This window comes from Mesorhizobium sp. (genome assembly GCF_005063415.1).
Lineage (GTDB): Bacteria > Pseudomonadota > Alphaproteobacteria > Rhizobiales > Rhizobiaceae > Mesorhizobium.
On sequence record NZ_SUEG01000039.1, the window covers coordinates 1 to 12,225 of the forward strand.

General features: G+C 64.3%; 12 protein-coding genes and 1 pseudogene. 10 read left to right on the plus strand and 3 right to left on the minus strand.

Annotated elements, in window-relative coordinates:
* The 6 genes from E5W70_RS12985 to E5W70_RS13010 all read left to right on the plus strand — a co-directional run.
* The coding region (locus E5W70_RS12985; protein ID WP_292658491.1) for a peptidoglycan DD-metalloendopeptidase family protein at positions 1 to 733 on the plus strand (733 nt) is incomplete at its 5' end.
* The gene (locus E5W70_RS12990) at positions 734 to 2,059 is read left to right on the plus strand and encodes a S41 family peptidase (protein ID WP_023719673.1); all 1,326 of its coding nucleotides are present in this window, start codon (positions 734 to 736) and stop codon (positions 2,057 to 2,059) included.
* A 199-nt stretch (positions 2,060 to 2,258) separates the two neighbouring features.
* Positions 2,259 to 3,455, plus strand: coding sequence for a divergent polysaccharide deacetylase family protein (locus E5W70_RS12995; RefSeq protein WP_292658493.1), 1,197 nt, complete (start codon positions 2,259 to 2,261; stop codon positions 3,453 to 3,455).
* 1 nt (position 3,456) lies between these two features.
* Positions 3,457 to 3,978, plus strand: a complete 522-nt coding sequence (locus E5W70_RS13000; RefSeq protein ID WP_292658495.1) for an RNA pyrophosphohydrolase — start codon at positions 3,457 to 3,459, stop codon at positions 3,976 to 3,978.
* A 29-nt stretch (positions 3,979 to 4,007) separates the two neighbouring features.
* Positions 4,008 to 5,177, plus strand: coding sequence for an alanine racemase (alr, locus tag E5W70_RS13005; protein WP_292658498.1), 1,170 nt, complete (start codon positions 4,008 to 4,010; stop codon positions 5,175 to 5,177).
* 138 nt (positions 5,178 to 5,315) lie between these two features.
* Positions 5,316 to 6,572 (plus strand): D-amino acid dehydrogenase, encoded by a 1,257-nt coding sequence (locus E5W70_RS13010; RefSeq protein ID WP_292658501.1) that lies wholly within the window; start codon positions 5,316 to 5,318, stop codon positions 6,570 to 6,572.
* 39 nt (positions 6,573 to 6,611) lie between these two features.
* Here the strand turns inward: E5W70_RS13010 and E5W70_RS13015 are convergent, their stop codons facing one another.
* Positions 6,612 to 7,493: a LysR family transcriptional regulator gene (locus tag E5W70_RS13015; RefSeq protein WP_292658504.1), complete on the minus strand. Its 882-nt coding sequence runs from the start codon at positions 7,491 to 7,493 to the stop codon at positions 6,612 to 6,614.
* Between the two features lie 351 nt (positions 7,494 to 7,844).
* On the opposite strand from E5W70_RS13015, the gene E5W70_RS13020 reads away from it, so the two are divergent.
* On the plus strand, positions 7,845 to 9,341 hold the full coding sequence (locus E5W70_RS13020) for a CoA-acylating methylmalonate-semialdehyde dehydrogenase (RefSeq protein ID WP_292658506.1): 1,497 nt from the start codon (positions 7,845 to 7,847) through the stop codon (positions 9,339 to 9,341).
* Here E5W70_RS13020 and E5W70_RS13025 read toward each other — a convergent pair.
* Positions 9,322 to 9,510 carry a hypothetical protein gene (locus tag E5W70_RS13025; RefSeq protein ID WP_292658509.1) on the minus strand — a complete coding sequence of 63 codons (189 nt, stop codon included), beginning with the start codon at positions 9,508 to 9,510 and terminating at the stop codon, positions 9,322 to 9,324. The two genes, E5W70_RS13020 and E5W70_RS13025, sit on opposite strands and share 20 nt — an antisense overlap.
* A gap of 137 nt (positions 9,511 to 9,647) precedes the next feature.
* Here E5W70_RS13025 and E5W70_RS13030 point away from each other — a divergent pair, with 137 nt between their 5' ends.
* Together E5W70_RS13030 and E5W70_RS13035 are read left to right on the plus strand one after the other, a co-directional pair.
* On the plus strand, positions 9,648 to 9,944 hold the full coding sequence (locus E5W70_RS13030) for a hypothetical protein (RefSeq protein WP_292658513.1): 297 nt from the start codon (positions 9,648 to 9,650) through the stop codon (positions 9,942 to 9,944).
* A gap of 488 nt (positions 9,945 to 10,432) precedes the next feature.
* The gene (locus tag E5W70_RS13035; RefSeq protein ID WP_292658516.1) at positions 10,433 to 10,561 is read left to right on the plus strand and encodes a hypothetical protein; all 129 of its coding nucleotides are present in this window, start codon (positions 10,433 to 10,435) and stop codon (positions 10,559 to 10,561) included.
* Between the two features lie 14 nt (positions 10,562 to 10,575).
* Here the strand turns inward: E5W70_RS13035 and E5W70_RS13040 are convergent.
* A pseudogene (locus E5W70_RS13040) lies at positions 10,576 to 11,228 on the minus strand (GntR family transcriptional regulator).
* A 103-nt stretch (positions 11,229 to 11,331) separates the two neighbouring features.
* Between E5W70_RS13040 and E5W70_RS13045 the strand changes: the two are divergent.
* On the plus strand, positions 11,332 to 12,225 hold the full coding sequence (locus E5W70_RS13045; protein WP_292658518.1) for a dihydrodipicolinate synthase family protein: 894 nt from the start codon (positions 11,332 to 11,334) through the stop codon (positions 12,223 to 12,225).

Consider the following 12,225-nt stretch of genomic DNA (forward strand, 5'->3'; position numbering starts at 1 on the left):
GGCGGAAAAAAAGCGGCTCGGCATGCTGCTCGAAGCCAAGCAGAAGCTCGCCGCCGATACGCAAACCGCGCTGGCTGCCGAAAAGCAGCGGTCCGCGACGCTGGCGGCCAAGGCCGGCAGCCTGAAAGAACTGATCGCCTCGCTCGAGGCCGATAGGGCCCGCAAGGCGGCGGATGCGGCCAAGGCAGCCGAGCAAAAGACGGCGGACGCCGACAAGGGCCCGGCATCAACCCCGGCCCCGACGGAATTGGCCTCGCTGCCGGTGCCGGAGAGCAACAGGCTCACCGCTGCCGCGCCGTTTTCCGCGCTTCAAGGGCAGATCGCGCTGCCGGTCACCGGCAGGATCAAGCGGCGCTTCGGCGCCAACGACGGTAATGGCGCGGTGATGCTCGGTGACATGGTTGCGACACAATCGGGAGCCATCGTCACAGCGCCGGCGGATGGAAATGTGCTTTATGCGGGGCCTTTCCGCTCTTACGGTCAACTCTTGATCCTGAATGCGGGTGACGGCTATCATGTCGTCCTGGCGGGGATGAGCAGAATCAGCGTCGCGTCTGGCCAGTCGGTGCTCGCAGGTGAGCCGGTCGGCGCGATGGGAGAGGCCCGGGTGGCGAGCACCTCGGCATCGAAGAATGGAAATGCCACGCCGGAGCTCTATGTCGAGTTCCGCAAGGATGGAAAACCCGTCGATCCGGCCCCATGGTGGGCGGACCGTTTTTCTGGAAGGACGTGAATGATGCGGAAACTGTCGCTTCTGTTTGCCGGTGCGCTGATGGGTGCATCGGCGATGAGCCTGGTCTATGGCGCGCCCGGCTCGACGGCGAAGGCTGCGGGCTCCGAGACCTATAAGCAACTGGCGATCTTCGGCGATATCTTCGAACGGGTGCGGGCGAATTATGTGACGCCGCCCGACGACAAGTCGCTGGTTGAAAATGCCATCAACGGCATGCTGTCCTCGCTCGACCCGCACTCCTCCTACATGAACGCCGAAGAAGCGCAGGACATGCGCGTGCAGACCAAGGGCGAGTTCGGCGGCCTCGGCATCGAGGTCACCATGGAGAACGACCTGGTCAAGGTAATCACGCCGATCGACGATACTCCGGCCGCCAAGGCTGGTGTGCTCGCCGGCGACTATATCGCCAAGATCGACGGCGAGGAGGTCCGCGGCCTGACGCTCAACGACGCCGTCGAGAAGATGCGCGGGCTGGTCAACACGCCGATCAAGCTCACCATCCTGCGCCAGGGCGCCGACAAGCCGATCGAACTGACGGTGGTGCGCGACATCATCAAGGTCAAGGCGGTCAAGTTCCGGGTCGAAAACGACATCGGCTACATGAAGATCACCTCCTTTACCGAAAAGACCTATGACGATCTCGAGAATGCCATCGACACCATCAAGAAGCAGGTGCCGAACGACAAGCTCAAGGGCTATGTGCTCGACCTGCGCCTCAATCCGGGCGGTTTGCTCGACCAGGCGGTGAGCGTGTCGGATGCCTTCCTCGACCGTGGCGAGATCGTCTCGACGCGCGGCCGCGATCCGAAGGACGTCACCCGCTTCGACGCGCGGGCCGGCGACGACATCGGCGGCAAGCCGCTGATCGTGCTCGTCAATGGCGGCTCGGCCAGTGCCTCGGAAATCGTTGCCGGCGCGCTGCAGGATCTGCGCCGCGCCACGGTGGTCGGCACGCAATCCTTCGGCAAGGGTTCAGTGCAGACCATCATCCCACTTGGTGAGAACGGGGCGCTGCGGTTGACGACGGCGCTCTATTACACGCCGTCCGGCAAGTCGATCCAGGGCAAGGGTATCACGCCCGACATCAAGGTCGACCAACCGCTGCCGGCGGAACTGCAGGGCAGGGACCTGACGCGCGGCGAATCCGACCTCAAGGGCCACATCAAGGGCGCCGACGAAGGCACGACCGGTTCGGGTTCGGCAGCCTATGTGCCGCCGGAACCGAAGGACGATTTGCAGCTCATCTATGCCGAGCAGCTGCTGCGCGGCCAGAAGACGGATCCGGCGTTCCCGCCGAATCCGCAAAAGGCCGTGTTGAACCAGTAAGGGCGGCAAGCCGGGCCAAACAGGTCTGGCTGCCTGAGCGAAGCGATGCGATGCTGCCGGGGCCGCGAGGCTCCGGCAGTTTGATTCGGGGCTGCGGCCGGCATGCTGCGCGTCAGTGAAGCAAGGGGACGCGCCGACATTTTGGATTTTGCGCCTCCGGAGAAGGTTTACTTCGGGGATGCACGCCGGGGGTGCGGGCTTGGCTGATATCGGCAAGGACATAGAACGACCTCTCGGACAGGCGATCCGGCCGCCGCGCTCAGGCAGCGGGATCAGCGCCGGTGCGGTCGCGGCCGCGCTTGTCGTGCTGTCCCTGGTCGGCGTTTCCAGCGCGATCGCTTTGCGCGACAAGCCATTCCGCAAGCCGCAAGAAGTCGCCGTTTCGACGCCGAAGATGCCGGCAGCGGCCGAGACCGCCGCGGCGCCGGCCAAGGCGACGCCCGCAACGGAAGCGCCAAGCAACGCAAGCGAACAAACGACAAGCGGGAAGACGGGCGGTCCGCAGATCATCCATGTCCAGACCGAAGAGGGCGACGGTCCGCCCAACGCGGCCATCGTCATCCGCGACCCTTCGACGATCGGCCAGAACCTCAGGATCGCGCACATTCCCGACAAGGCGCTGATCGAGGCCAGCGAAACCGGTTTGTTGCCGATCCGCGCCGCCGACGGCCGGCGCCCGTTCGATGTCTATGCGCGGCCGTGGTCGGGTGCACGCGGTGCACGCGTGGCGCTCGTCATCGGCGGGCTTGCCGTGTCGCAGACCGGCACGCAGGCAGCCATCGCCAAGCTGCCGGCGGAAGTGACGCTGGCCTTCGCGCCGCAAGGCAACAGCATTGGCCGCTGGATGCAGGTGGCGCGGCAGAGCGGCCATGAGGTCATCATGCAGGTGCCGCTCGAGCCGTTCGACTATCCGAACGTCAATCCCGGCCGCAACACGCTGACCGTGGCTGCGACGCCGGACGAGAATTTGAAGAATTTACGCTGGGCGCTGTCGCGAACGACCAACTACACCGGCGTCATGAACTATATGGGCGCCCGCTTTTCAGCTGACGCGACGGCGATGGAGCCACTGATGGCCGAGCTTGGCAAGCGTGGCCTCGCCTATGTCGACGACGGTTCGTCGGCGCGCAGCCTGGCACCCGAACTGGCGCTGAAGGACGGCGTGCCGTTCGTCGGCGGCGATACGGCGATCGACGCGGTGCAGGACCGCGGCGCCATTTTGAAGAAACTGGATGGGCTGGAAGCGTCAGCGCGAGCGAAAGGCTTTGCCGTCGGCATCGGCTCGGCCTTCGACCTGACGGTGGATACCGTGTCTTCCTGGGTGACCGAGGCCAAGAAGCGCGGCATCGAGATCGTGCCGATTTCGGCGGTGGCGATAGATCCGGAAAAAGGCTGAGATGGCAAAGAACAAGCTCGTTGACGCCGAGACACTGCCCTACCGGCCCTGCGTAGGGGTGATGGTCCTCAATGGCGACGGCCTGGTCTGGGTCGGCCGTCGCATTGCCGAGCCGGACAGCGAATTCGCTGGAACGACGCAGCTCTGGCAGATGCCGCAGGGCGGCATCGACGATGGTGAGGAGCCGCTGCCCGCGGCTGCGCGTGAACTCTACGAAGAGACCGGCATGCGCTCGGTGTCGCTGCTGGCCGAGGCGCCGCACTGGATCAACTACGACCTGCCGGCCCATCTGGTCGGTGTCGCCTTCAAGGGACGATATCGCGGCCAGACGCAGAAATGGTTTGCCTTCCGCTTCCACGGCGACGAAAGCGAGATCGCGATCAATCCGCCACCGGGTGGCCACAAGGCCGAGTTCGACCGGTGGGCGTGGCGGCCGATGCTGGAATTGCCGGGCCTGATCGTGCCGTTCAAGCGCAAGGTCTACGAAGACGTGGTGGCAGCGTTCCGGCACCTGGTGGCGTAGCCGCCGGCCTTCCGCTAAAACAGGTCGGCATGAACGACATCTCCAGCAAATCTCTTCCGCGGACCGTCTCTCTACCGCAGGCTGGCGCCCCGAGCGAGCCGATCAGCGAAGCGGCGGCGGGGGCGATCCTGACCATCGATCTCGGCGCCGTCCGTGAGAATTACCGGCGGCTGAAGGCGCGGCTGGGCGGCGTCAGCTGTGCTGGAGTGGTCAAGGCCGACGGTTACGGGATTGGCGCGGCGCCGGTGGCGGCGGCGCTGATGGCTGAAGGCTGCAATGTCTTCTTTGTCGCGCATTTGGCCGGCGGCATCTTGCTGCGCAAGGCGCTCGGCTCAGACCCGGCCATCTATGTGCTGAACGGCATTCCGCCGGGTGCGGAAAGGGAAGCGGTTGCGGCAGGGCTTTGCACCGTACTCAACAGCGCCAGCCAACTCGCGGCATGGCGCGAGATGGCCGGGCGGGTGGGCCGTAAGTTGCCGGCCGCCGTCCAGGTCGACAGCGGCATGTCGCGGCTCGGCATGACGCCGGCGGAGGTGAAAGCGGCGGCGCGGGATCCGCAGGCCTTCGACGGTGTCGAACTGACCTTCGTGATGAGCCATCTCGCCTGCGCCGACGAACCCAAGCAACCGGCCAACGAGCAGCAACGGCTGGAATTCGAACGGCTTCGCCGGATGCTGCCGCAGGCGCCGGCTTCGCTTGCCAATTCATCAGGCATTTTTCTCGGGCAGCGTTATCACTACGACCTCGTTCGTCCGGGTGCCGCTCTCTATGGCATCAATCCGACGCCGGCGAAGGACAATCCGATGCTGCCGGTGGTGCGATTGCAGGCCAAGATCATCCAGACGCGGATATTGGAGGCCGGCGCCGGTGTCGGCTACGGTCACACTTTCCATGCCAAGGCTCCGCTTGCCGCGGCGACGATTTCGCTCGGCTATGGCGATGGTTGGCATCGACGCGCCGCTTCCGCTGCCTGGTTCGAAAATGTGCGGCTGCCCTTCATCGGCCGGGTTTCGATGGATTCGATCATCCTCGACATTTCCGCATTGCCGCCCGGCAGCCTGAAGGCCGGCGACCTCGTCGAATTCATCGGGCCGTCGTCGCAGACGGTGGACCAGGTAGCCGGCCAGGCCGGCACCATCGGCTATGAGGTCTTGACCAGCCTCGGCCACCGTTTCCATCGGCGCTATGTGAATGGCTAGGACGCAAGCTTGTTGTCCTCACGCATGTCTTTTCCCTAAGCATCGGCACTTGGCTGACGCCACAGAATCCGGCAGACAGAAGGCGGCGATGATCCCGGTCTCGAACCCCGACGAGACGTCGTTGCGGAGAACCAAACGATGAAGATCTTCGTGCTGGGCGGCGGCGTGATCGGGGTCACCACCGCCTATTTTCTTGCCGAGGCCGGCCATCAGGTGACGGTGATCGATCGCCAGAAAGGCCCGGCGCTGGAAACCAGCTTTGCCAATGCCGGCGAGATCTCGCCCGGCTATGCCTCGCCCTGGGCCGGGCCCGGCGTTCCGCTGAAGGCCATCAAATGGCTTTTGATGAAGCACGGTCCACTGGTGGTGCGGCCGGCCCTCGATCCGCATATGTGGATATGGCTGGTCAAGATGCTGCGCAATTGCACGGCTAAACGCTACGCGCTGAACAAGGCGCGCATGGTGCCGCTGGCCGAGTACAGCCGCGACACGCTGAGGGCGCTGCGCGAGGCGACCGGCATCGCCTATGACGAGCGCGCCAAGGGCACGCTGCAGCTTTTCCGAACGCAAAAGCAGCTCGACGGCGTCGGCGGCGATGTCGAGGTGCTGAAGGCCTATGGCGTCCCCTACGAGGTCCTCGACCCCGACGGCTGCATCGTGGCCGAACCCGCGCTGGCCGGCGTGCGCGAAAAATTCGTCGGTGGCCTGCGGTTGCCCGGCGACGAAACCGGCGACTGCAAGATGTTCACCGACAGGCTTGCCGAGCTTTGCGCGGCACGCGGCGTCACCTTCGAATACGACACGGAGATACGGCGCGTCGTCAAGAAGCGTGATCGCATCACCAACATCAGCACCAGCAAGGGCTGGATGGTCGCTGATGCCTATGTGATGGCGATGGGCAGCTATTCGGCGCGGTTCATGCGCATGCTGAAGCGGCCCATCCCAGTCTACCCGGTCAAGGGCTATTCGATCACCCTGCCGATCAAGGACGCCGCCGCCGCACCGGTCTCGACCGTGATGGACGAGAGCTACAAGGTAGCGATCACCCGGCTTGGCGACCGCATCCGGGTCGGCGGCACGGCAGAGATTTCCGGCTTCGACCTGCGGCTGCACGAATCGCGGCGCCGCACGCTCGAACATTCGGTCGGCGACCTGTTTCCGGGCAGCGGCGACATGCGATCGGCGACCTTCTGGTGCGGGCTGCGGCCAATGACACCGGACGGGCCGCCGCTGATCGGCCGCACCGATTTCTCCAATCTCTATCTCAACACCGGCCATGGCACACTCGGCTGGACCATGGCCTGCGGCTCGGCCAAGGTTCTAGCCGACATCATCTCCAGCCGGGTGCCAGACATCGACGTCGGCGATCTCGGGCCGGGACGATACGCCAAGTAAGACCCCCAGCAGCTTAAGACAGCCAGCGGCCGATACGCTTCACGCGAACAAACCCCTGTCCCGTTCGACGGCCTTGGTGATGAAGCTTGAGACGATCTGGACGCGGCGCAGCGGTCTGACCGATTCATGATAGACCAGCCAGTAGGCGCGGCGGATGGGTGCGACGATATCGAGAGGCACTAACTCCGGCATCGAGCGGGCAACGAAGGTGTGCAGGATGCCGATGCCGGCGCCGGAACGCACCGCTTCGGCCTGGCCGAGCGCTGAGGAAATGGCGAAGCTGGTGCCCCAGTCGGCACTGAATTCGGCCGCGTAGTCGAGCGAGGGACTGACGATCAGGTCCGGCACGTAGCCGATCAGCGTGTGCTGGCCTAGCTCGGCGGCGGTTCCGGGCAGGCCATGCGTGTCGGCGTAGGCCCGCGACGCGAACAGGCCGAGCGTGTAGTCGACCAGCTTTCCCGCCACCAGGCGGCCTTCCGTCGGCCGTTCGACGGTGATGGCAATGTCGGCCTCGCGCCGGGATAACGAGAAGGAGCGCGGTACCGGCACCAGCTGGATGGTGAGTTCACGGTGCAGAGCGGTCAGCGCGCCGAGGCGCCTGGCCAGGAAGGCGACGCCAAAACCGTCCGGCGCGCCGATCCGCACGGTGCCCGAGACGTCGTCGCCTTCGCCTGAAACAGTCGAGCGCGCGGCGATCATGTCGCCCTCCATGCGTTCGGCGATCTCGAGGAAACGCTCGCCCGCCGGCGTCAGCTCGCTGCCGGTGGTAAGCCGGCGAAACAGTTTTGTCCTGAGCGCATCCTCGAGGGCGGCAATGCGGCGCGAGACGGTGGCGTGATTGAGCTGCAGCCGCCTGGCGGCGCCGAGGATCTGGCCGGCCCGCGCCACGGCAAGGAAGATGCGAGCGTCATCCCAGTTCATGGGGAGGGTCCGTTTCGATAGGGAGCGCCGTGTTCCCGCCCACCCCCCGCAAGGGGGGAGATCGGATGCCGGGTCGGCTTTCGCCAATCTCCAACGTCGCAAAAAGGGCGGTAAGGCCGAAGCCGCCAATCTCCCCCCTTGCGGGGGAGATGTCCGGCAGGCCAGAGGGGGGTGTGAAGAAACTCAACTCAGCAATCCAAGCGATAGGAGTACACTCCCTACCATTTGCGCCATTTGATGCACAGGCACCTCTCGCACTCTATTTTATGCACAACGGTTGCGTTTTCGCTCGCGTTGCCATCGCTCCCGCAAAGGCGGACAATGCCTCATCACGAACCAGGGAGAGAGACCATGATCGAATACGGTCATTTCATCGGCGGCAAGCGTGTCGCCGGAACCAGCGGCCGCAAGCAGGACGTCATGCAGCCGATGGACGGCACGGTGCGCGGCACGGTGGCGTTGGCTTCGCAGGCGGAATTGCGCGCGGCGGTCGAAAACGCCAAGGCGGCACAGCCCGGCTGGGCGGCGACCAATCCGCAGCGGCGCGTGCGCGTCCTGATGCGATTCCTCGAGCTGGTCGCCAAGGAGTATGACGCGCTGGCCGAGATATTGGCGCGCGAACACGGCAAGACCATCGCCGACGCAAAGGGCGACATCCAGCGTGGCCTCGAAGTGGTCGAGGTCTGCATCGGTGCGCCGCATATGATGAAGGGCGAGTTCACCGATGGCGCCGGCCCCGGCATCGACGTCTATTCGATGCGCCAGCCGCTCGGCGTTGTCGCCGGCATCACGCCGTTTAATTTTCCGGCGATGATCCCCCTGTGGAAGATCGCGCCGGCCATCGCCTGCGGCAATGCCTACATCCTCAAGCCGTCGGAGCGCGATCCGGGCGTGCCGATGCGCATTGCCGAACTGTTCATCGAGGCCGGCCTGCCGGCGGGCATCCTCAATGTTGTCAACGGTGACAAGGAAGTGGTCGACGCTATCCTCGACGATCCCGATATCAAGGCCATCGGTTTCGTCGGCTCGACACCGATCGCCCAGTACATCTATTCGCGCGGTTGCGCGGCCGGCAAGCGCGTGCAGTGCTTCGGCGGCGCCAAGAACCACATGATCATCATGCCCGATGCCGACATGGACCAGACCGTCGACGCGCTGATCGGCGCCGGCTACGGCTCGGCCGGCGAGCGCTGCATGGCGATCTCGGTGGCCGTCCCGGTCGGCAACGACACCGCCAACCGGCTGATGGAAAAACTGGTGCCGCGCGTCGAGAGCCTGAAGGTCGGTCCGTCGACGGATTCTTCCGCCGATTTCGGCCCGTTGGTCACGGCGCAGGCGCTGGAGCGGGTCAAGTCCTATGTCGACACCGGCGTCAAGGAAGGGGCCAAGCTGGTGGTCGATGGCCGCGGCTTTTCCATGCAGGGCTACGAGAACGGCTACTATATGGGCGGCTGCCTGTTCGACAACGTGACCGCCGACATGCGCATCTACAAGGAAGAGATCTTCGGGCCGGTGCTGTCGGTGGTGCGCGCACCGACCTACGAGAACGCCATCAAGCTCGCCAACGAGCACGAAATGGGCAATGGCGTCGCCATCTTCACCCGCGACGGCGACGCGGCGCGCGACTTCGCCTCGCGGGTCCAGGTCGGCATGGTCGGCATCAACGTGCCGATCCCGGTGCCGATCGCCTACTACACCTTTGGCGGCTGGAAGGCGTCCTCCTTCGGCGACCTCAACCAGCACGGGCCGGACGCGTTCCGCTTCTACACCAAGACCAAGACGGTGACGTCGCGCTGGCCGTCCGGCGTGAAGGACGGCGCCGAGTTCGTCATTCCGACGATGAATTAGCCGGACGGTTTTCTGTCTGCGCGTCCTCGCCTTCGGCTTCGGGCGCGCGGGCCGGCGTGAAGGATGGCGCCGAGTTCGTCATCCCGACGATGAACTGATCCAGATCGCGGAAAGCAAAAGAAGGCCTGGGCTCGACCCCGGCCTTTTTTGTCGCGGTCTTCATCGGCATGAACACTAATGTGATGGAACCAAGAAGGCAGCAATCTTCTTAGATTGCAGTCCTGCCGCGAAGGAGACGCTGGCAGATCAACCAACGGCGCTGGTGACGGCTCCGGGGGATGTCGTCCGGCGCAAAGGAGATGTCAGATGACACGTCTCATGGCGACTATAGCTTGCGCTGCGATGGCCCTTTCCGCCGTCCCGGCAATGGCTGCCGAGCAATGTGCGGCACGCGCCGATATGGTCAAGGCGCTCGGCGAGAAGTTTCATGAAAACCCGAGGGCGGTCGGCGTCGTCAATCCGAATGTGGTGCTTGAAGTCTTCGTTTCCGACAGGGGCACCTGGACCATCCTCGCCAGCGATACAAAAGGTCAAAGCTGCGTGATTTCAGTCGGCGAAGGCTGGGAGAGCGCGATGACGATAGCGGCGCTGCCCGGTACATGAAGTAGGCCTTTCCTATTCACCTGGCCGCAGCCTCGGCACGGTAGCCGGGCGGCGGCCTTATTCTCGGCGACCTTGAAACGGATCTCCCCGCGCCCGCTTGAGGCGCGCACCGCTTGCTATTTTCGTTAGCGATACCATATATCGAACATAGCGAGAACATCCAGAATCGTTCCCGCTGACGGCAGACCGGAACACGGAAAGGAGCGACGCGATGATGACGTCGGAACCGGCCTGGATCGCTCCGGCAAAATGAGGCCGTCAATCACCTCCCTTTGCCGGATCGTGATGGCAAAGGAGGTGCCCTATGGCACGCAAATCGCTGTTAGGATGGGTGAAGACGTAGCTTTTGCTGGCTTATTCGCGGTGGGTACGAATGCCGCAAGCGCCCAACATCAATACTGCGTTGAACATGGCGACCTCGTGCCCACCTGACTGAGAATTTCCAGGAAAAACAGTTTGCTCTCGGACTGATCGGTCAGGAGGCGGTCATGGAGGTTTTTGTCGCCGATAGCGGAAGCTGGACGGTCATCGTGACCGACGTCGCCGGCAGAAGCTGCATTGTCGCAGCCGGCGAAAATTGGGAAAGCGTGGAGGCCCTGCCCGGCCAAAACACATGAGGGAGCGGGCGGCGTCAGCGCGTCGCGGCCGCTTCGGCGTGGCCGCGCAGCAACGCCATCAGCCGCTTGGCGTCCTTGGCCGCGGCCTCTTCGTCGCCGGCGAGGATCGAGCGGATCAGCGCAACATGGTGCTCGGCGGATTCGGCCAAGCCGGTGTCGGCCTTGTAGCGAAACCAGAAGCGGCGGCTGTGGGTTTGCAAGGGCGCCGCCAGACGCGCGGCGAACGGGTTGTCGGCAGCCAGCGCCAGCGCTTCGTCGAGCGCCTTGTCGGCCTCGATGAAGTAAAACACATTTTCCGAAATCACCGCCTTTTGCATGGCAAGGGCAGCGTCATGAAACAGGTCGGCGGCCTCGCGGGTGACGAAGCGGGCGGCCGAGCGGGCAAGCACCACCTCGACGCCCGGCGGGCGTCGAGGACGCGTAGCCAGTCGCCAGGGTGAAGCGGCGCAATGGCGATGCCGGCACGCGGCCGGACCTCAAGCAGCCCCTCCCAGGCCAGCCGTTGGATTGCTTCGCGCACCGGGGTGCGGCCGAAGCCGAGCCTGTCGATCAGCGCCCCCTCGGTGATGAAGCTCGCGGGCGCCAGTTCGAGCGTTACGATCATGTGCTCGAGCCTGCGGTAGGCCCTTGCAGTCGCCGGCTCGGAGCCCGGGCTGTCATATACCAATGCGGAGTCTCCTGATATATTGTTGATATATCATATCAGATTCAATGTTGACAGCCGGCTTCTTAAGAAATATACGACTGATATATCAGATGGAGCGACCGACATGTGGGCCGGAGTCTTCCCCGCCGTTACGACCAAATTCACCGAGGATGACGGCCTCGACCATGCCGAGATGGAGCGCTGCTTTGCGCTGCAGATGGAGGCTGGTTGTGACGGCATCATCGTCTGCGGTTCGCTTGGCGAAGGCCCGATGCTGTCGCATGACGAGAAGATCGACGTGCTGAAGACCGCGCAGAAGATCGCCGGCAAGAAACCGGTGCTGTTGACGGTCAACGAGGCCGGTACACGCGAGGCGGCGGCGATCGCGCGCCGCGCCGCCAAGGAAGGCGCCAATGGTTTGATGGTGGTGCCGAGCCCGATCTACCATACCAATGCCGAGGAGACGGTCGCGGCACTCAGCGCTGTCGCCGCGGCCGGCGACCTGCCGGTGATGATCTATTCCAACCGGCTTGCTTATCGCGTCGACGTCACTGTCGACCAGATGGAGGAGTTGGCGAAGGACCAGCGCTTCGTCGCCATCAAGGAATCCTCCGACGACATCCGCCGCTCGACCGAGATCATCAACCGCCTCGGCGACCGCTACGACCTGTTCACCGGCGTCGATAATCTTGCCTTCGAGGCGCTGTCGGTCGGCGCCATTGGCTGGGTGGCGGGCCTGGTCACCGCGTTCCCGCGCGAGACCGTCGCCATCTACCAGCTGATGAGACAGGGCCGCCGCGAGGAGGCGTTGAAAATCTACCGCTGGTTCCGGCCGCTGCTCGATCTCGACGTCTCGACCTATCTGGTGCAGAACATCAAGCTCGCCGAAGTCTTGGCGATCAACACCAACGACCGGGTGCGCATGCCGCGCCAGCCATTGGCGGGCGAGCGGCGCAAGGCTGTCGAAAAGATCGTCAGGGATGCGCTGGCGGTGCGGCCAGAGCTGCCGGCATTCTGA